22 protein-coding genes are annotated in these 19,126 nt (G+C 56.0%); 9 read left to right on the forward strand and 13 right to left on the reverse strand.

Annotated features, from left to right (window positions below; translation table 11 throughout):
- Positions 1-66: 66 nt before the first annotated feature.
- Positions 67-270 carry a hypothetical protein gene (locus ACN0XZ_RS05695; RefSeq protein WP_417456764.1) on the forward strand — a complete coding sequence of 68 codons (204 nt, stop codon included), beginning with the start codon at positions 67-69 and terminating at the stop codon, positions 268-270.
- Positions 271-317: 47 nt separating this feature from the next.
- Here the strand turns inward: ACN0XZ_RS05695 and ACN0XZ_RS05700 are convergent, their stop codons facing one another.
- The 4 genes from ACN0XZ_RS05700 to ACN0XZ_RS05715 form a co-directional block, all read right to left on the reverse strand.
- Positions 318-971: a DUF4386 family protein gene (locus ACN0XZ_RS05700; RefSeq protein ID WP_417456765.1), complete on the reverse strand. Its 654-nt coding sequence runs from the start codon at positions 969-971 to the stop codon at positions 318-320.
- Positions 972-1,201: 230 nt separating this feature from the next.
- On the reverse strand, positions 1,202-2,167 hold the full coding sequence (locus ACN0XZ_RS05705; RefSeq protein ID WP_417456766.1) for a sulfite exporter TauE/SafE family protein: 966 nt from the start codon (positions 2,165-2,167) through the stop codon (positions 1,202-1,204).
- 71 nt (positions 2,168-2,238) lie between these two features.
- Complete coding sequence (locus ACN0XZ_RS05710) at positions 2,239-2,889, reverse strand: hypothetical protein (RefSeq protein ID WP_417456767.1); 651 nt, start codon at positions 2,887-2,889, stop codon at positions 2,239-2,241.
- A 45-nt stretch (positions 2,890-2,934) separates the two neighbouring features.
- On the reverse strand, positions 2,935-4,287 hold the full coding sequence (locus ACN0XZ_RS05715; RefSeq protein ID WP_417456768.1) for an MFS transporter: 1,353 nt from the start codon (positions 4,285-4,287) through the stop codon (positions 2,935-2,937).
- A gap of 217 nt (positions 4,288-4,504) precedes the next feature.
- On the opposite strand from ACN0XZ_RS05715, the gene ACN0XZ_RS05720 reads away from it, so the two are divergent.
- Positions 4,505-5,017, forward strand: coding sequence for a DUF3291 domain-containing protein (locus tag ACN0XZ_RS05720; protein WP_417456769.1), 513 nt, complete (start codon positions 4,505-4,507; stop codon positions 5,015-5,017).
- 329 nt (positions 5,018-5,346) lie between these two features.
- The gene (locus tag ACN0XZ_RS05725; protein ID WP_417456770.1) at positions 5,347-6,126 is read left to right on the forward strand and encodes a class I SAM-dependent methyltransferase; all 780 of its coding nucleotides are present in this window, start codon (positions 5,347-5,349) and stop codon (positions 6,124-6,126) included.
- Between the two features lie 76 nt (positions 6,127-6,202).
- Here the strand turns inward: ACN0XZ_RS05725 and ACN0XZ_RS05730 are convergent, their stop codons facing one another.
- The 4 genes from ACN0XZ_RS05730 to ACN0XZ_RS05745 form a co-directional block, all read right to left on the reverse strand.
- Positions 6,203-6,691 (reverse strand): GNAT family N-acetyltransferase, encoded by a 489-nt coding sequence (locus tag ACN0XZ_RS05730; RefSeq protein ID WP_417456771.1) that lies wholly within the window; start codon positions 6,689-6,691, stop codon positions 6,203-6,205.
- Positions 6,692-6,732: 41 nt separating this feature from the next.
- On the reverse strand, positions 6,733-7,788 hold the full coding sequence (locus ACN0XZ_RS05735) for an aldo/keto reductase (RefSeq protein WP_417456772.1): 1,056 nt from the start codon (positions 7,786-7,788) through the stop codon (positions 6,733-6,735).
- A 33-nt stretch (positions 7,789-7,821) separates the two neighbouring features.
- A complete protein-coding gene (gene grxD / locus ACN0XZ_RS05740; protein WP_417456773.1) occupies positions 7,822-8,154 on the reverse strand; it encodes a Grx4 family monothiol glutaredoxin in 333 nt (110 codons plus the stop codon).
- A 98-nt stretch (positions 8,155-8,252) separates the two neighbouring features.
- Positions 8,253-8,486, reverse strand: a complete 234-nt coding sequence (locus ACN0XZ_RS05745) for a BolA/IbaG family iron-sulfur metabolism protein (protein ID WP_417456774.1) — start codon at positions 8,484-8,486, stop codon at positions 8,253-8,255.
- A 449-nt stretch (positions 8,487-8,935) separates the two neighbouring features.
- Between ACN0XZ_RS05745 and ACN0XZ_RS05750 the strand changes: the two genes are divergently transcribed.
- The 4 genes from ACN0XZ_RS05750 to ACN0XZ_RS05765 all read left to right on the forward strand — a co-directional run bounded on the left by ACN0XZ_RS05750 (position 8,936) and on the right by ACN0XZ_RS05765 (position 13,484).
- Positions 8,936-10,183 carry a glycosyltransferase family 4 protein gene (locus ACN0XZ_RS05750; RefSeq protein ID WP_417456775.1) on the forward strand — a complete coding sequence of 416 codons (1,248 nt, stop codon included), beginning with the start codon at positions 8,936-8,938 and terminating at the stop codon, positions 10,181-10,183.
- Positions 10,176-11,021, forward strand: a complete 846-nt coding sequence (locus tag ACN0XZ_RS05755; protein ID WP_417456776.1) for an alpha/beta fold hydrolase — start codon at positions 10,176-10,178, stop codon at positions 11,019-11,021. Before ACN0XZ_RS05750 ends, ACN0XZ_RS05755 begins: the two co-directional genes overlap by 8 nt.
- Positions 11,022-11,069: 48 nt before the next feature.
- Complete coding sequence (locus ACN0XZ_RS05760) at positions 11,070-13,004, forward strand: sulfatase-like hydrolase/transferase (protein ID WP_417456777.1); 1,935 nt, start codon at positions 11,070-11,072, stop codon at positions 13,002-13,004.
- A gap of 63 nt (positions 13,005-13,067) precedes the next feature.
- The gene (locus tag ACN0XZ_RS05765; RefSeq protein WP_417456778.1) at positions 13,068-13,484 is read left to right on the forward strand and encodes a DUF1330 domain-containing protein; all 417 of its coding nucleotides are present in this window, start codon (positions 13,068-13,070) and stop codon (positions 13,482-13,484) included.
- Positions 13,485-13,552: 68 nt separating this feature from the next.
- Here the strand turns inward: ACN0XZ_RS05765 and ACN0XZ_RS05770 are convergent, their stop codons facing one another.
- The 3 genes from ACN0XZ_RS05770 to ACN0XZ_RS05780 all read right to left on the reverse strand — a co-directional run bounded on the left by ACN0XZ_RS05770 (position 13,553) and on the right by ACN0XZ_RS05780 (position 15,059).
- Positions 13,553-13,945, reverse strand: a complete 393-nt coding sequence (locus ACN0XZ_RS05770) for a hypothetical protein (protein ID WP_417456779.1) — start codon at positions 13,943-13,945, stop codon at positions 13,553-13,555.
- Between the two features lie 140 nt (positions 13,946-14,085).
- Entirely contained in the window at positions 14,086-14,484 is a 399-nt protein-coding gene (locus ACN0XZ_RS05775) for a hypothetical protein (RefSeq protein ID WP_417456780.1), read from the reverse strand.
- 128 nt (positions 14,485-14,612) lie between these two features.
- Complete coding sequence (locus ACN0XZ_RS05780; protein ID WP_417456781.1) at positions 14,613-15,059, reverse strand: hypothetical protein; 447 nt, start codon at positions 15,057-15,059, stop codon at positions 14,613-14,615.
- 171 nt (positions 15,060-15,230) lie between these two features.
- On the opposite strand from ACN0XZ_RS05780, the gene ACN0XZ_RS05785 reads away from it, so the two are divergent.
- Together ACN0XZ_RS05785 and ACN0XZ_RS05790 are read left to right on the forward strand one after the other, a co-directional pair.
- On the forward strand, positions 15,231-15,689 hold the full coding sequence (locus ACN0XZ_RS05785) for a hypothetical protein (protein WP_417456782.1): 459 nt from the start codon (positions 15,231-15,233) through the stop codon (positions 15,687-15,689).
- A 37-nt stretch (positions 15,690-15,726) separates the two neighbouring features.
- On the forward strand, positions 15,727-16,188 hold the full coding sequence (locus ACN0XZ_RS05790) for a hypothetical protein (RefSeq protein WP_417456783.1): 462 nt from the start codon (positions 15,727-15,729) through the stop codon (positions 16,186-16,188).
- 55 nt (positions 16,189-16,243) lie between these two features.
- On the opposite strand, the gene purL is transcribed toward ACN0XZ_RS05790, so the two are convergent.
- Entirely contained in the window at positions 16,244-18,448 is a 2,205-nt protein-coding gene (gene purL, locus ACN0XZ_RS05795; protein ID WP_417456784.1) for a phosphoribosylformylglycinamidine synthase subunit PurL, read from the reverse strand.
- Between the two features lie 13 nt (positions 18,449-18,461).
- Complete coding sequence (gene purQ, locus ACN0XZ_RS05800; RefSeq protein WP_417456785.1) at positions 18,462-19,124, reverse strand: phosphoribosylformylglycinamidine synthase subunit PurQ; 663 nt, start codon at positions 19,122-19,124, stop codon at positions 18,462-18,464.
- Between the last annotated feature and the right edge of the window lie 2 nt (positions 19,125-19,126).

Consider the following 19,126-nt stretch of genomic DNA (forward strand, 5'->3'; position numbering starts at 1 on the left):
GCTTGGGCTTGGCAACGGCGGCTGATTGCATGTATCCTGCACGCGGGGAATACAGGGGAGAGAAGCATGCGCAACAGTCTCGAAAACGAAGAGGGCACGCGGCGGCCTATGGGCGCAGCGCTGGCTGTGGGTGCGGGGCTTGGCACGGCGCTCAGCGTCGCCATCGCGCGCTATACGGGGGACTGGGCCACGGGCTATGCCATTGGCATGCCGGTTGGTATCGGCCTCTCGCTTTTCATCACCATGCTTTTCACCCGCCGCGGCGAATAGCCGGACGGGTGAACGTTGTTTCTCAAACCTAGCATCTTTGAGCTTGCTTAAGCCTGTACCTCAGGTGTGCGCAGCATGGCGGCACCGATCCAGATGAACCACACAATCTGGCCCAGGCCAAAAATGGCGCCCAGATCGCCAAGGCCGGGGACCGTGCTTACAAGGCCCGCACCGCCGACGATCAGCCCGAGATAGTTGAGGAAACGCGGCAACGCGGCGCTTCTCAAGCCCGCAATGCTCAGCAGCAATACCCAGATACCACCCACAATCTCATTGCCGCCGCCAAGGCCGTTTTGCACGGTGCTTGTTGTCTTCAGCAGCATGGCCGCCGCGTCCGTATCGGTAGCACTGAGCGCAAGGGCGGATTCGATCCCTACGTTACCAAGCATGCCGCTTGCAATCACCAGCGTTGACCACACGATGCCAAAACCCGCCGCCGTTAGCGATAGTGCGGGCGCGAGCGCTTTCATGCGCTCATAAAGCGCGAGGGTCAGCACAATAAGAAGCGCACCAAAACCCACATAGATGATCAGGTTCTGAATGAACAGGATCGTGCTATTGGCTTGGGTAAACGCCAAAAGCCCCATCGGCCCGCCCGTTACCGGTTCAGCGAACACGGTGAAATAGAGGCTAAAGCCAAAAATATAGGTCGCAGCTTCAAGGATAGCGGCCAACCCGCCAAATTTCTGGAATATTTTCATGTCTCAGGTTCCCTCTTACGTATGCCCGGCCGCAAACGGGTGCAGCAAAGCGTATCGCCCCGCGCACGGCAGGGTGTTATTGGCCCTTATGGGGCGGATATATGAGGAAAACATTGTTTCCCCCGCTCGTCGTCATCCGGTGTGGGCTCATGGTCCCGCACTCTGATTATGGTTGAAGCTTAATGCGTGTGGCTTTGTTTGTCAAAACAAGGGTTTAGTGCACAAAGAGCCTAATGCACAAAAAGGAGATATGCGCTTGATAGCGTGATCCAAAGGCTCGCGAATATCTTCAAGCGCCGCGCCCCCAGCATAAAGGCAAAATGCCGGGCCACAGCACCGCCGACGGTGCAGCCAAGCGCCAGAAACATCAGCATGCCCCACGGCTGCGGGTCGCCCATGATATGGTGCCAAACACCCGTGAGCACACTCAGGCTGCTGGCCATCACCGCAACACCCGCAGCGGTCACCAGCGGGAAGTTGCGGATGAACAGGTAAAGCGCCACCAGCTCCCCCACACCCACGGAGAAAAACGCCGTCGCCACCCCGCCAATAAGCCCAAGGGCGGCAAGGGCGATATAGTCTGCCACGCCAACCTCAAGGCGCGGTAGCGCGTTCTGGCGCGAGATGAGCGTGGTGATCAGAAGCGTGAGCCCAAGGCAGATGGAAAGCGACTTGAACCATAAAAGCACAGCCTCAGGCGGCGCGTCAAAGTTGGCCTGTGTGAGCAACAGCGCGGGCAGGGCCATCACCATCACAATGCCGAGCAGCCGCCAGAAAGCCGCGGGCCGCACGCCCGTATCTGCCGCCCGGTGGTCATAAATGCGCGCGAGCCAGTTGAGGGACCCGGTCGTCATGCCAAAACACTGGATGATGAAACTCATGCCCACAATCTGGGCGGCGGTGATGCTCACAAGGCCCGCGCTTCCCAGATACTCAAAGGTGGGCAGAAACACCACACCGCCCCCAACCCCGGTTGCGTTAGCGATCGTCGCGCCGCCCACGGCCACGAGAAACAGGAGGAAGCTGGTCATGCCGTCCAGCATCACAGCCCAGCCAAGCCATAGAATGGTGAAAAACGCCAGCGCAAGCGTGACGGCGCCAAACACAATGAAACGCCGCACTCGTACAGGCAGGCGTGGTTTGAGCTCTGTCGTTATCTCAGGCGAGATTTCAGGTGGTATTTCAGTATCGTGCATCAACGCAAAACCAGATCAAATGGAACCCCAAGGCATCTTGGCATAGGCGAGAGCGCAGGTCATGCGGGAAATCAAAACCCCTTCAACTCCGCCTGAATATTGGCGCGGGCGCGGGCTTCGAACTTGTGGTTAAACCACGGCGTGAGGAAGATGGCCTTGCGGCGGAGGCATGATTTGAGGAAACGCCTGCGGCCCCAGGCGTAGCGCCAGCCGCTGATGTGGCTGAACTCCTGCCGGATATCTGCGGCATAGCGCCTATAACGCTCCCGTTCCGCGCCCAGAATGGCCATGTCGGCATCCAGGAAAAGCTGCACGTCTTTATCTTTTGTTTTGTGGGTTTTGGTGGCGCGAATGGCGGCGATGGTTTTGGCCTGCTCGTCGCCTTCCATGCCCATCACGGGCAGGGCTTTGCCCGCCAAGCGTGCGCTCAGCTCCTCATTATCCTTCGCGCCGGGGTGATACACCGCATCATGAAACCAGATGGCGGCGTGGAACCATTTATCGCTGATTTTCGCGGCTTCTGCGAGGGCGAGCAGCTCATCAATATGGTCCATGGTGTGGTAGAAGCGGCCGTCCCCGCTCATGCGGGTACAGAGGTCGTTAAACACCATGATGCTGTTCTCATGCGAGCCGAAGCTTTCACACCAGCGGTTGCGGCGTGCCTCCCCCGTGGTTTCAGGGGGTGCGGGTGTTTCGGTGCCTGTCGTGCTTTTGTTAACCATAAGGCGAGTATGCCTGATATGGGGCATACCCGCCAGCCTTATTGGCTAATCTTGCGTGTCTGGCGCGCCCACTTCCCGCATCGGCCTGATCATCAGGCTGATGGCGGCGGTGAGCGTGAGCATAAGCCCCGCACCGAGGAAGAAGGTGGTGATATCCACAAAGCTTAGCACCCACCCGGCGGCGGAGGCCGAAATGGGCGCCATGCCCATAACGATGAACATGAAAAAGCTCATCACCCGGCCCATTTGCGCAGGCGGGGTGCGGCCCTGCAGCCATGAGAAGATGCGCACCTGCACAATGCCGCCCAACACGCCCGCCGCCGCCATGATGGCCCCGCCGGTGAAGGTGGTGGTGACATAAGCAAACGCCGCAACCGCAAGGCCGATGAGGATATCGATGCTCAGGAAAGTTTGCCCCAGCGTGCGGAAGCCGAGCTTGAGCCCCGCACCTGCCGCCAGCACGCCAATGAGCACCCCGGCGCCGTGGGCGGCCATGATGGTACCGAAGGAGGCGGCGCCGCCGTCCAGGTGGCTTTCCGCAAACACGGGCAGGCCCACCTGCATGGGCCCCACCACAAATATCTGGATAAGTGCCATATAGGCGAACAACAGGCGCAGCTCACGGTCCTTGAGGATAGTGCGGATGCCTTCAAGCATGAGGTGCAGCACACCGCCGGGCGCGGTGCCTTTCTCCGCCTTTCGGGTATGCACCAGGTGCAGCATAAAGCCGGAGAGGAGGAAGCTGAGCCCATCAAGCGCGAACACCAGCGCGAGGCCGGTGGCCTCTGCCGCCAGTGGGGTTGCGGCCTGTTCACCGCGGTTGATGCCGTCTGGCCCAAAAAGCGCGATGACAAAACCGGCAATAAGCGGCCCGATGAAAAAGGTCACCTGCCGGGTGGCCATGGTGAGGCCATTGGCCTGCGCGAGCTTTTCACGCGGCACCACAAACGGCAGGATTGACGTGCCAGCCGGGTAGGCAAAGGCGCTGGCGAGCCCGATGGCGGCGGCCAGCACATAAAGCACAGGCAGCGTGAGCCCGCCGGTAAACACAAACCACGCCAGCAGGCCAAGAAGGGCCGTGTTGATATATTTGGAGGCCAGCAGCACCCCTTTGGGGGAGTAGCGGTCCACTATCGCGCCGCCGAGCAGGATGAAGATGGCGCGCGGCAGGCCCACAACGGCCAGCACAAAACCAAGCGCCATGGCGTCGCCCGTGAGCTTGAGCGTAAGCCACGGCAGGCCGATGAGCGTGAACTGATCCCCGATCATGGAGATGAAACCGCTGACGATTAGCCAGAAGAAACTTCTGTTTTTGGGGGCTGGGGTGGCGGAGACAGGTTTTTCCAAACCGGCGGAATTCGGGCGGTTTTCACCCGTGGTTTCAAGATGCTCTGTCATTCTGTCCTCGTGTCTTTTATTCGTGCGGGCCTGTGCTATGGGATTTTTTCTTGTGGCCTTGCGGGCGCGATGACGCCAGCGTTTCAGCCGTTTTGCAAGCAAAAATTGCGCATCCGCGCAATATTATTGCGTGCGAGATTAGAAATACTGACTTTAAAGTCACACCTCCCATCCCTAAGTGGGAGGGGAGTGCGAGGATCAAAAAGGAGGAAAGCCAGTGTCTGACCACGGCTTGAAGGGGCAGTCTGCCGCCGATTATCATCTGGCCCAGCTGAATGTGGGCAAAATTTTATATCCTCAGGATAGTGAAGAAATGTCTGGCTTCATCGGTGCGCTTGATGAGATCAACGCGCTGGCGGAAGCATCGCCCGGATTTATATGGCGGCATCAGGATGAGACCGGCTCCGCCATGAGCTACACCATGTTTGATGATGGCACGCTCACCAACCTTTCACTTTGGGAAAACAGGGAAAGCCTGTTCGATTATGTGTACAAATCGGCCCACACGCATTATCTCGCCCGCCGGAAAGAATGGTTTGAAATGCCCGCTGAAATGCACATGGCGCTGTGGTGGGTGCCGAAGGGGCATATACCCACCCTGGAGGAGGCGGAGGAGCGACTTCTCTATTTGCGGGAGCATGGACCAACCCCGATGGCTTTCACCTTCAAACGCGCGTTTGATTTTGATGGTGAACCTTTGCCGCCAGCGGGCGTGATGGCAAAGGCCTGAGCCGTGATTTGAGGGTGTGGCGAAGGTGCCCGAATGTGTGGCGTGTTTTATGCCACACCCTTTTTTAAAGGGTGAGCGCGGTTTTATATAGCGGTTTCAAATGCTTGCAGCACGCTGTTACTATAAAATTCGCGCCACGCTTGCGCCGCAAAAACCGTCACACTTTCACCATGTCTGTGGCGCTCTGGTAAACGCTGGTTTGTAAACGCTGTTTGTAAACGCCGGTATGTAAACGAAAGTCCCCAATCTTCACGGCATTATTACTTGCTTGTGGCGGTGCGCCTCATAGGGTGGTTGCACAGCTAATTTCCTATCAGGAGTGGGGATTTATGAAAACGCATTTGAAATATACGGCAGCGGCACTTGCGCTGGGCCTTGGTTTCACAGGGCTTTCCGGTGCTGTGATGGCAGAGCATCACGGCAAGGCAGCCATTGAAGCGGCGGTGATGAGCGCTGAGCGCAAGGATGATGAAAAAGCGCGCGATGCAAACCGCAAACCCGCAGAAGTGCTGGCTTTTGCAGGGCTTGAGCCCGGCATGGTGGTGCTCGATATCAACTCGGGCGGGGGCTATTATTCAGAAATTCTCGCACGCGCCGTGGGTGATGACGGCATGGTCTATGCGCACAATGGCCCGGTTTACTGGGCGTTTGTGAAGGACGAGATTGCCAAGCGTTACGAAGGCCGCTTTGATAATGTTGAGCTGATCCATGGGGACAGTGAAGCCGTTGACCTGCCGGAGGGCAGCGTTGACCTGGCGATTATGGTGCTGGCGTATCATGACTATTATTTCCAGCATGAGGCGCGTTCTACCCCGCAGGCGGATGTGCCAGCGGCGCTGATGTCATTCCGTAAGGCTTTGAAACCAGACGGTAAAATCGTGATCATCGATCATGTTGGCCCGGCGGGCGCCGATGCGGAGGCTATGAACAAGCTGCACCGGATCGACCCGGCGCTGGTGAAAAAACAGATGATGGAAGCGGGCTTCACCCTCGCAGCGGAAAGTAACCTGCTCGCGAACCCGGATGATGACCCGAACTCAAGCCCGTTTGCGCCTGAGATTCGCGGTAAAACCAACCGCTTTATCCATCTCTATAAAAAGGCCATGTAAGCGGGAAACCTGCTTAGGCTTTGAAATATAACGGAAAAGGCGCCCAGGGTTGGCGCCTTTTTCATGAGCGCGGCCTTTAAAGTGGGCAGAGCATATAGCTCGCGGTGCCGTCATAGGACGCGAGCTTTTCTTCAAGCTTCGCACTGGTGTGATGCTCAAACCCGTGTTTCTGCCAGAAGGGTTCGGTGCCGTTGACGGCCACGATGCTGATGCGCTTATAGCCTGCGAGTTTTCCCTTTTCTTTTATGAGCTTAAGCGCATTTCCTGAAGCGCCGGTGCCGCGTGCCTTGGGGCTGAGCGCGATATCATGGATATGGAGCGTATCGGTACCCTCCGGTGCTGTGCCGATCAGCGCATTCAGCGCCGGTGGTTTTTCAAATTCCGCAGGATGCACAAGGGTATAGCCCAGGATTGCTTCTTCGGCTTGCAGCACAAAACAGCCCTCGGGGAAGAAAGTTGGCCGCTCGATGATCACATCATCATCCTCCGGGTGATCAAGATGGATCTCGGCTGCGAGTTCGATCACCGCGCGCATGTCATCTGCTGTCATTTGGCGCCAGAACATGGGTAAACACCTGTTTTAAAAGGGTAAATACAAAGCCTTGATTACGGGCAGGGGAAGGTTATCTCATCATCGATGCGGTTCAGCTCCTTCAGGAGCTCCGGTTTCAGCTTGATCTCCGCAGCACCCAGAAGTTCATCCAGCTGATCAAGGGTCGTCGCGCCAATAATTGCTGATGTTACAAAGGGTTGGCTCAGCACAAAGGCGATCGCAAGCTCTGCGCCCGAGAGGCCGTAGCTCGTGGCTTTGGCGACGTAGCGCTTTGTTGCCTCCATGGCCTTGCCGGTCCAGTAGCGGGGGAACTGGTCCCCCCACAGGGTCATACGTGCGCCTACGGGTTTGTTATTATTGAGGTATTTGCCCGAAAGCACACCAAACGCCAGCGGGGAGTGCGCGAGCAGGCTCACCTCTTCACGCATGCTGAATTCCGCCAGCCCCACCTCATAGCTCCGGTTCAATAAACTGTAAGGATTTTGGGTACTTACGATGCGCGGCAGGCCCATGTTATCCGCCAGTTTTAGCGCGTGGCTGATGCCCCACGCCGTCTCGTTCGAGAGGCCGACCATGCGCACTTTGCCCGCATCCACCAGTTCCTTGAGCGCAGACAGCGTCTCTTCAAGCGGGGTGGTGTCATCATCCGGGCGGTGCTGGTAGCGGAGGTGTCCGAAAAAATTGGCGTGTCGGGTGGGCCAATGCAGCTGATAAAGGTCGATATAATCGGTTTTTAGCCGCCGCAGGCTCGCCTCACACGCCTCTATAACGGAAGTTCTGTCGGGTTTAGTGATGCCGCCGTGAAGGTGCGGGCGCATATAACTTAAATCCCGCCCCACACTTGCAACCTTGGTCGCCAGTATAACGTCTTGGCGACGCTTGGTTTTTTCAAACCAACTACCGATAATCTCTTCCGTGCGGCCATAGGTTTCGGCGCGCGCCGGCACCGCATACATCTCTGCCGTATCGATAAAGTTCACACCCGCCGCAAGCGCACGATCAATCTGGGCATGCCCTTCCGCTTCCGTGTTTTGCTCGCCCCATGTCATGGAGCCAAGGCAAATTTCGGAAACGGAAATGTCGGTATTGCCCAGAGTGCGCCGTTGCATTCGGGTGTTCTCCCAATCGCCAGAAGGGCAGAATTATGCGGCTTTTACGCCCTTGTCAGCAAAAAGCTGTTGCAGCTCGCCGCTCTCAAACATCTCACGAACGATGTCACAGCCGCCAACAAACTCACCCTTCACATAAAGCTGTGGGATGGTTGGCCAATCGGAGAAAGCTTTGATGCCTTCGCGCAGGTCATAGTCCTCGAGCACGTTATAGCTCTCATAGGGCGCGCCGATATGGTTGAGCACCTGTGCAACCACGCTGGAGAAACCACACTGCGGGAAGATTGGCGTGCCTTTCATGAAAAGCACAACATCATCTTTGTTTACATATTCCTGAATACGGTCATGAACCGAATTTTCACTCATCACGAATGTCCTTTTGTTTCAGTCTTAGCGCTACAAATAAGGCGCAGCGGCCCGTATGCCAAGGGGGTCACGCAAATTGTGACCACGTATAGTGTTTGTTAGTCAGGTACGCTTGTCTGAAGGGCGAGCGCATGAAGCTCACCGCCCATGCGGCCCTTGAGGCTTTTATATACCAGTTGGTGCTGCTGCACGCGGGAAAGGCCACGAAAGCCTTCGAATATTACATGCGCTGCGTAATGGTCACCATCGCCGCGCAGGTCCTCGATCCTGACATCAGCACCAGGCAGGTCTTCCTTGATCAGCCGCTCAATCTCGTCTGCCACCATGGCCATAATTTTTCCCCTCAAAACAGGTCGTTAAGCGTGTTCTTCAATTGCATGCACGCAGTATAGCAGGCGGGCATTGCGATAGTCACCTTTTGCTTTGTCTCTTTCATACCGGCGTCACATTTTGCTGGCAATCTCTCTCTCGGTATAAACCTAAAGTTTTTCTAGGTGTATGTGCCCTGGTGTGACGATAAGTTGCTGCAGCGTTAAGTGCGCGAAAGACATTTTATGCGGCCTTGCGCCGCGGGGGTCGGTTTAGGTTCAGAATCTGGTTTTATTCGCCAGACGCCTGACCGAAATTTTCAAGGGAGCCGCTGAGAATATTCCGGCGTTTTTCCAATTTTATCTCGATCTGAGCCGGCGACCTTTCGTCGGCTCAATTCGTTTTAGCGACTTTATGGTTGACGACAAACGAGGCAATTGGTCTCCTGTTCTTTCAGGAAGGATACCGCCCTATGCCCGATGTGAAATGTCTAATTGTTACAACGCATTACAAGCCGCTGGTTGGTGGTGCGCAAGCGGTTTACGACGCGCTGGCGGACAAGGCACCACATAACTTCGGGGTCCTCACCGGTCGGCGCGACTTTGTTGCCAGGCGCGAGGTCGCGTCGTGGAAAAGCTTCGACGAGAAAGCCAAATACCCGATCACTCGTATCGAAAGCATGCGGCCAGACATGCTGGCAGACAAACCGAATATTGTCGCGCGGGTGGGAAGCCATCTGGTTGGCCGCAAGATCCGGCGCGAGGTGATGCGTAGGGTAATCGATAGCTGCAAAGCGGAAGATTATAATGTGGTATGCATCGGGGCGCTGGATGCGCTTGGCTGGCTGGTGACACCGCTGAAAGAAGAGCTGGGCATCAAGGTGATCCTCTACACCCACGGAGAAGAGATATCGCAAACAGCCTATAATGAACGGGCAGAGAGAGCGCGCCAGCAGTATTTAACCGCGGCTGATGGTGTGATTGCCGTTTCGAGCTTCACAGCCAGCCTTATTGAGCAGAAGTACGGTGTGAAAGCTGGCAGGATTAAATGCCTGGGGAACGGTGTGAACCTTGAGAAGTTCCGGGCCCGGCCGACAGAGAACGTGCGGGTACCATTGGGGCTTAACGCCGGGCCGCTTGTGCTATCCGTTGGGCGGCTTGTGCCGCGCAAAGGGTTTGACCAGCTATTGCGGGCTTGGCCCAAAGTGTTGACAGCAGTGCCTGAGGCGCAGCTCGCTATCGTTGGCTCCGGGCCGCAAGAATCTGAGCTTGAAGGAATAATTGCTGAGCTGGGGATCACTAAGTCTGTGCATCTTCTCGGTCACGTGGCGGACGGCCAGTTGCCCTCGCTTTATGCAAGTGCAGACGTGTTTGCCATGCCAAACCGCACAATGCCGGACGGTGATACCGAAGGCTTTGGGCTAGTATTCCTTGAAGCGGCAGCGGCGGGCACGCCTTCCATCGCGGGGCGGGCAGGTGGCGCCGTGGATGCGGTGATTGACGGTAAAACAGGCAAGCTGGTGGACGGCAAGGACACTGGCGCCATCGCGTTTGCGGTGACGGAACTTCTGACCGACGAGGTGCAGCGGCGCGAAATGGCCGATGCCGCCCGCGCACATGCGTTAACCCAAGGCTGGGAAGAGAAGGCCAGCGAGTTGTTGGCTTACCTCAGCGGTTTGCTTGAGGGTGAAGCAGACGAGGGGCGGCACGCGAGTGACTGACGGTGTTTGGCATTCCCTGACGACCGAGAGCGGCGCTATTGTGCCTGTGCAATTGTTCAAGCCGGGGGCTGAGCATGCCGCCACACTGCTGTTGCTGCCTGCGCTTGGTATCAAGGCAAGGTTTTACCAGCGGTTGGCCGTTGGCCTTGCGGAAGTGGGCATTCAGACGACCCTTTTTGAACAACGCGGCCACGGTGAAAGCCCATACCGTGCCAAACGCGGCGAGACATTCGGGTATGACGCCTTCCTTAGCGAAGATATTCCAACAGCCTTGGCTTTTGCCAAAGCGCAAGCGCAGGGCAAGCCGTTTTACCTGGGTGGACATAGCCTTGGTGGTCATTTCAGTGCGATTACGGCGGGTCGAAACTCATCCGGCATTGATGGTGTGTTGCAACTGGCGTGCGGTTTCCCGTTTCACAAGCTGTATCACGCAAAAGCTGCCGGGAAAATACGCACCCTATGCCGCTTGTTGCCGCCGCTTTGTTTCCTGTTTGGGTATTTCCCCGGTGAGAAGGTCGGCTTTGGCGGCCGGGAATATCGGCAGCTGATGATGGACTGGCGCCGGTGGGCGCTTGGCGGCACCTACGACTATGGCGGACATGAAGCCATTGAAGACGATATGGCGACATATGATGGGCGTTTGCTGTCTGTCAGTTTTGAGAAAGATTTCTTCGCAAGTGATAAAGCAACCGAATATAGTCGCACGCGACTGAAGGCTGCGGATGTTACGGCGCTTAAGCTGGGCGCCGCCGAGCAGGGCAAGCATCTGGGCCACTTCGATTGGGCCCGTAAGCCTGACGGAGTTGTAGACGCGATTGTGGCATGGATGAAAGCATAGCTGCTCGGCAGAGGCACTTTATGCCGAGAAATAGGGGACGGGGCGTTCATGTTGAAGTTTGATCACCGAAAACTGATGTTTTTCGCAGCAGCAGCCCTAGCGTTTCTTGAGCTTGGGCTGTTGGAAATCAAATTTCAGGTTTTAAGTGGCGGCGGTTTTTTGCAGTCTGCCCCTCTTGTGAGCGTCACAAGCCGGGTTATTTTTGCGCTCTATTTTTTTGCAAGCTTTCTGGTTCTTCTTACCGGCTGGATGGCGCTTTACCGGGCATTTGCGGTCCGTATCGGGCAGTCGCGCTCGCGCGCTGATTTTACCTCGGGCACGTTGTTTGTTGGAACATACGGCCTGTCTCTCCTGTTAACCTTCCAGCTTCATAAATACTTGGCGGACCATGTAGATGCGACCGTTGTGCGGGCAATCGCGGGCGACAGTCTGCAGACGGCTGTGGCCTATGCGAGCGATGAACTGGTTATTCTTGTGCTTCCTGTTTTGTTGGTGCTCGCGCTTTTCATCTGGCTATACCGCCGTGTGGCGGTGAGCAATGTGAAGGCCGAGCGCTTCGTGCGATTGCGGCTGGCCGGCGTTGCGGTCTTCCTTGTAGCTTTTGTGTTGCTGGAAGCCTCCAGCAACTGGCCGCTTAAACTAAACCTTAGCAGATCGCTCTCATACGGGGCCCTTCGCGCTGTGGCGCACACCGTTGTTGATGTGGATGGTGATGGCAGTTCTATCTTTACGACGCCGTCCGACCCGGCACCTTTTGATGGTTCCATCCATTGGGGGGCTGTGGACATACCGGCGAACGGCGTAGATGAAAACGGATTGGGCGGTGACTTGCCGAATGGCGCGGCTGATCAAACACTGGTTGAGAGCCATGTGCTGCTGACACCCTATAAACATCTGGTTGTTATTGTGGGGGAAAGCACCCGCGCGGATATCATTGGCAAAACGCTTGACGGGAAGGTGGTTGCGCCCAACTTGGGCAAGCTCGCGGCTGAAGGTAGCAGTTTGTCACGCGCTTACAGCCACGCAGGCTTCACCTATAATAGCTTGCTAACGCTGTTTTCCGGTCGATTTACCTATCAGGAGGGCGTGCCAAGCCTTTTTGAGAAGGCGAAGGCCGTGGGCATGCAGGTGTCTGTGATATCGGGGCAGGATGAAACATGGGGCGGCCTTGATAGCGAACTGAACACCCGTAAAAGTGCCGACTTCTTCTATGACCCGCAGGAAGACCCAGAAAAAAGGGTGTTCCCCTCAAAGCTGCCGTCAAGCATCAAGCTGGCGGGTGAAACGCTGGTTGAGGCTTTTGATCAGAGGCTCGAGGGTTTGGACTGGTCAAACCGGCAGTTTTTCTATTTGAATTTACAAGCTGGCCACTTCCCTTATAGCCACAAGCTGATGCAGCCGAAGTTTGTTGATGATGCCATCCCGCGCGGAGAGATCGGGCCTGAGAATGTCCGCTGGCTGCGCGACACCTATTGGAATTCAATGTCCTATATGGACCAGAATGTGGGCAAGTTGATTGCCGGCCTCAAGCGTGCCGGGGTGTGGGAGGAAACTCTTGTCATATTCCTTGGCGACCATGGAGAATCGCTCTTCCATGACGGCAGCCTCGGGCATGGGCAAAGCATCAATGACCAGCAACTGCGCATTCCTGTTGTAATGTCCGCTCGTGGCATGGATTTCACCGAGCCAGTGGGGCTTAGCGATATATCCGGCTGGTTGTTTGGTTTTGTTGAAAACCCGTCTGCGCCATTTGAGAAACGTGGGCGGTGTGTGCTGATGTATACGGGCTTTTTTAATGAACCGGCGCAAGTGGGGCAGGCCTGCGCGGGCCGCGCCGGGCTTGATGTTTACACGGTGCGGCAAAAGTCTTTCACGTCTGATACAGACAACAGCGAGGCGGCCAAGCTCGACCTTATCCATAACTGGGAGCGCCAGCTCTACAGGATGGCACTGCCGCTAGGTGATGCGGAAGCTCAAGACTAGGCATTGTCGAGGGCGATAAGTGCGCTAGTTCATGCCCTGAAACAAATATCAGGAGCATATCTTATGGCAGGCAGTATCGACCCGGAACGCGAACAGTTTGAAGCATTCAAAATCCTGCCGCGAGACACGCCGATCAATATGATCAACCTCATCCGCCTACGGGCCGAGGCGGTCTATGAGGATGGCACCAAAGCCACCGGCGCGGAGGCTTACACCACCTACGGCAAAACAAGCGGGCCCATCTTCAAGCGGGTTGGTGGCACGATCATCTGGCGTGGTGAGCCCAAGCTGGTTCTTATCGGCCCATCTGATGAGGCTTGGGACCTTGCTTTCATCGCACGTTACCCAAATGCCGGGGCTTTTATGGAGATGGTGACAGACCCTGAGTACCGGAAAGCGGTAAAACACCGGCAAGCGGCCGTTCTTGATAGCCGCCTGATCCGCTGTGAGGAGCTTGGTGGCAGCTCAGAGTTTGGTTAGCCATAAACTAAAAAAAGAGGCGCCCTGGGGGAGGGCGCCTTCTCTAGGGCTTCTTCGGGTGGCGGCTGTTAGCCAGCCATGACAAGGACGTCTTCATAAGTTTTGCCGTCCAATTTTTCGCCCAGCTTGTTGTAAACAGTCTCAGCCAGCGTTTTATCAACGGTGAGTGCCTTGCCGTCTGTGCTTGGCATCGCTGTAGCTTGATCACCTGAAAGTTTGGTCAGGGCTTTGGTAAGCTTCATGCGGTCCTCTTCAGAAAGCGATGCTTTCATGAAGGCGAGGCTGGTTTTAAACTCGTCAAAGCTCTCTGTTTTCAGGGTCACTGTCGGCACAGCTTCCGCAACATCTGATGTGGCTGCGCCGTTTGCTTCCGTGGTTTCTGCGGTGCTGTTCGTATCACCGTCACATGCGCCAAGTGCCAAGCAGGCGCCAATGGTGGTGACTTTGATCAAAGTATTCATAATGCTCTCCCTTGATCGGCACGGCCGATCGTCGTGTATCTGATGGCCTGATTAGGCCTCCGATCAGATCAGAAGAAAATACGGATTGGCGTTGAGCAGTATAAGAGCGTCATAAAGAAGTCGTTTCCGCTTGTTCAGGCCTAGTTCTGAACAAACCACTTGAGCCCTCTGTCCCCATTGGTTGCGAAAATGGCTCGCCACGGGGTGTCACGCAGTTCTACGTGCGCTGGGTCAACCGATGGCTTTTGGCCGGAAACCATGGGGATTTGTGCGAACACCTCATCTTGCAGCACGGTGAGAAAGCTGGCGTCTATCACATGCTGCACGCGTGTGCCAGCCCAGTAAATGCGCACGGGTTTGCCTTCAACTACAGCAGCGATGAGAGCGTCTTTTGAACCCGCAAGCGCTGTGCCGTCTTTGTCGTGCTCATAGGCGAGTTGCCAGCCCGGTGGCGTGCTTGTGTTCGCTGTAGCTGTGAATGATACGGCGATCATCGCGCCAATGAACGCGGATGACAGGGCGATAAGAAGTGATTTCATGACTTTCCCCGCTATTTAGAGTTTTATTGGGGGAATGTGCCACGAGGCCGCGGTCGCTGATAAATCACAATGGTGTTAGGATGGTGAGGCGCAGGCGGCTGCGCCTCAGGATAAAAAGCGGCTCAACGTTAGTTTGCCATGGCGAGTACGTCTTCAAACGTCGCGCCGTGCAGGTCGTCCCCCAGCTTCTCATAGAGAATATCTGCGATGGATTTCCCGCTGCCCATGTTTTTGGCCATGTTGGTTGCGCTGTCCATCATGCTTTCACCGCTATCGCCGCTGGCTTTTTTGGCGAGGGCGGCCAGCGCTGAGGATAGCTGTGCGGTTTTCTCCTCATTGAGGGAGGCCTTCATGTTGGCGAGGCTGGCCTTGAAGTCTTCCAGCGAGGTGGCGTCAAGCTTTAGGGCTTCGGCCACTTGTGTCATGGCGTCCTTGGCGGTGTCTATGCTGCTTTCCGCAGGCACTTGCGCTTCCGAAGCCATGTCGTCGGCTTTTTTCTTATCGGATTCATTGTCACCGCAGGCGGAAAGCGCAACGATAGTCGCGACGGTGGTTATTCTGATCAGTGTGTTCATTGTATCGTCTCCCAATTTTAAAAGCCCTTAGAGGTGCTCAACTCAAGACAGATACTGCATGAGGATTATACCACACCGATGCCGGGCGCGGGAAGTGCCTGCGCTGATTATGGTTTTGACCCCAGATATTTAAGCGCATAAGCTCAGGCTCCAATAAGGGGAGGGATCATCATGAATATATCTCTGAGCCGCGCAGGCCTTGTGACAGCTATTGGCGCCATTCTCGCCATTGTGGGTATTTATTCGCCAACGCTTGACATCGGCGGCCTCGGCACGGTGAGCTACGCTGATGTGGCGGAAACAGACGCCTATATCATCACGGCGCTTGCCGCTGTTGCCATTATTGTGCTTCTGGCAGGTAAAGCAAAATTTGCGCTTCCCGCCGCGGTTGGTGCATGGCTTTTGCTCCTTTGGCCTGTGCTTAAAAACATGGGTGGCGGTGATGACGGCGGCCTCGTGGGCGATATCAAGGATATGGTCTCAAATCCGGCGCAAAAGGCGGCTGAGCAGTTGACAGAAAAGCTGTTCACCAATGTTCTTGACCTGGAGTGGGGCGGTTTTGCGTTCCTGATTGGTATGCTTTTGCTGCTTTTCGGTAGTGTTGCGGTGTTCGCATCAAAGAAGAGCTAGGCTTTCAGCCTGCTGGATATCTCAAGGAGAGGGCTAATTGCTGAGGCTTGCCGGGCGCGATAAGGCCTATGTGATAGGGGCTATTGCAGCGATTGTTGGTTCTGTCGCAACCATGTTTGGTGTATTTGGGCCTTTCCTTGAAGTGAGTGGCCTCGGCGGTGTGAGCTATCATGATGTTGCGAGGGATGAGGCCAATATTATCGTTATGCTCGCCGGGATGGCTCTTTACCTCAGCGGCATGAATGGCTCCAGCCCTCGGTATATGTTTCCCGCCGCTGTTGCTGCATGGGCTGTGCTGTTGTGGCCAGTGGTCCGACTTCATGGGGGGCTGGACGACGCACCTTTGTCTCCCTTGATGGAAGAAGCGACAGAGGCAATCATTGGGCGACTGTTTGCCAATTTCCTGAATATGGAGTGGGGCGGCTTTACCCTTCTTGTCGGCATGTTGATGCTCCTGATCGGCAGCGGCGTGTTGCTCGCATCGGAGTTGAAGCGATAAAAAGAAAAGGCGCCACATAGGGCGCCTTTTGTGTTTCCAGCTTTTGCTGAGCTGATTAGCTGGCTTTGGCCATAAAGGTTGGGAACCAGCCCTCAAACGCGTCCGTTAACGCCTTCAGCTCCAGCTTCACAGTACCGTCGTTCACGCTCAGGCTATCGCCACCTGTGGTGCCCAGAACGGTCACCGGAATGCCTGCGTCCTTGGCTTCCTTACGGATTTCCTCAGCTGTCTCAGCGTCGGTTGCCACAAGGTAACGTGCCTGCGTTTCCGAGAAGAGGGTAACGTGCAGCGGCAGGTCATCACCCACATTCACGGTCGCACCCACGTGGCCCGAAATCGCCATGTCAGCCAATGCTGCGACAAGGCCGCCATCTGAGAGGTCATGACAGGTGGAAACTTGCCCGTTTTCAATCAGCGCACGCACAAAGTCACCATTGCGGCGTTCGATGCTCAGGTCAACGTGTGGCGGTGCACCTTTGTCTTCACCGAGAATCTGGCGCTGATAGAGGCTGGCGCCAAGCTCATCCTTGGTTTCGCCGATTAGGACGATGGTTTGGCCTTCACCCTTGAATGCGACAGTTGCCATGCGGTCAGCGTCCTGCATCACGCCAACACCACCAATGGCAGGCGTTGGCAGAATGCCGGAACCGTTGGTTTCATTGTAGAGCGAGACGTTACCGGAAACGATCGGGTAATCGAGTGCGCGGCAGGCTTCGCCCATGCCTTCAAGGCATCCAACAAACTGGCCCATGATGTCCTTGCGTTCCGGGTTGCCGAAGTTCAGGCAGTTGGTGATGGCAAGCGGCAGTGCACCAACGGCTGTGATGTTGCGCCACGTTTCCGCAACAGCCTGACGGCCACCCTCAACCGGGTCAGCGTAACAATAGCGCGGTGTTACGTCTGTTGAGATGGCAAGGCCCTTTTTGGTGCCGTGCACACGCACAACGGCGGCGTCACCGCCTGGGCGCTGGATTGTGTCGCCCATGACCATATGGTCGTATTGTTCCCATATCCAGCGACGCGAGCAAAGGTTTGGCCCGCCGATGAGGTCAAGCACAGCCTTATTGAGGTCCGAGGGTGCCGCAACAGAAACCGCGTCACGCTTGGGTGTGTATTCATAGGGGCGCTCATACTCGGGCGCGTCTTCCACAAGGCTGTTGATTGGCATATCGCCCACCACTTCACCCTTGAACTTGAGCGTCAGGTTGCCTGTGTCGGTAATATGCCCGATAACAGCGAAATCAAGTTCCCACTTCTCGAAGATCTTTTTCGCCATGTCTTCGCGGCCTGGCTTCAAGACCATGAGCATACGCTCCTGGCTTTCAGACAGCATCATCTCATAAGGCAGCATGTTTGCTTCGCGCTGGGGCACCATATCGAGGTCCAGCTCAAAGCCAACACCGCCTTTGGAGGCCATCTCCACGCTTGAGGAGGTGAGGCCAGCGGCGCCCATGTCCTGAATGGCGATGATGGCGTCTGTGGCCATCAGCTCAAGGCAGGCCTCGATCAGCAGTTTCTCGGTGAACGGGTCACCAACCTGAACTGTGGGGCGCTTTTCTTCGCTGTCTTCCGTGAACTCAGCAGACGCCATGGTGGCACCATGGATGCCGTCACGGCCGGTTTTTGAACCCACATACACAACAGGGTTACCAACACCGGCGGCAGCGCAGTAGAAGATTTTATCTGCGTCTGCGAGGCCAACGGTCATGGCATTGACGAGGATGTTGCCATTGTAGGATGGGTCGAAATTGGTTTCACCGCCTACGGTTGGCACGCCCACGCAGTTGCCGTAACCGCCGATGCCCTCTACCACACCCGCAACAAGGTGGCGGGTTTTGGGGTGCGACGGCTCACCAAAACGCAGTGCGTTCATGTTCGCGACAGGCCGGGCACCCATGGTGAACACGTCGCGCAGGATACCACCAACCCCGGTGGCTGCACCCTGATAAGGCTCGATGTATGACGGGTGGTTGTGGCTCTCCATCTTGAAGATAGCCGCCTGACCGTCACCAATATCAATTACACCGGCGTTTTCACCCGGACCCTGAATAACCCACGGCGCTTTGGTGGGCAGTTTTTTAAGGTGAAAGCGTGAGGATTTATAAGAGCAGTGCTCAGACCACATCACGCTATAGATACCAAGCTCGGTATAGTTAGGTTCACGCCCCATGGCGCTTTTGATGCGCGCGTATTCTTCCTCGTTCAGGCCATGTTCCTTGACGAGTTCAGGGGTGATTTTAATCTCGTTACCGTTGTTCATCTGTCTCTACCCCTTAGCCTAGCCGGTTCATCACGGATTCGAACATCTTGCGGCCGTCTGAGCCACCAAGAGCAGGTTCGATCATGCGTTCAGGGTGGGGCATCATGCCAAGCACGTTGCCTTTGCCGTTGAGAATGCCTGCGATGCGGCGCTGCGCTCCGTTGATATCCTCAGCGTATTTGAAAGCGACCTGGCCTTCACCTTCAAGCCGGTCCAGCGTTTCATCATCAGCAAAAAAGTTGCCGTCATGGTGGGCAACCGGGATCGTGATCTCCTCACCTGCACCATATGCATTGGTGAAGATGCTGCTGTTGTTTTCAACGGTCATTTTCACGTCTTTGCAGACAAAGTGCAGGTTTGCGTTCCGCATCAAAGCACCGGGCAGGAGGCCGCACTCTGTAAGGATTTGGAAGCCGTTACATACGCCAAAGGTGGGTACACCGTCTTCTGCCCGCTTCACCACTTCTTTCATGATGTGGCTGCGCGCACTCATGGCGCCACAGCGTAGGTAATCACCGTAGGAGAAGCCGCCGGGCAGGGCGATGAAATCAACTTGCTCGAAATCATATTCCTGATGCCAGACCATAATTGGCTTTTGCCCCGTGATCTTCTCAAGGGCGACAGCCATATCCCGGTCACAGTTTGAGCCGGGAAAAACAATCACTGCGGATTTCATGA

The organism is Kordiimonas sp., assembly GCF_048264555.1.
Taxonomy (GTDB): domain Bacteria; phylum Pseudomonadota; class Alphaproteobacteria; order Sphingomonadales; family Kordiimonadaceae; genus Kordiimonas.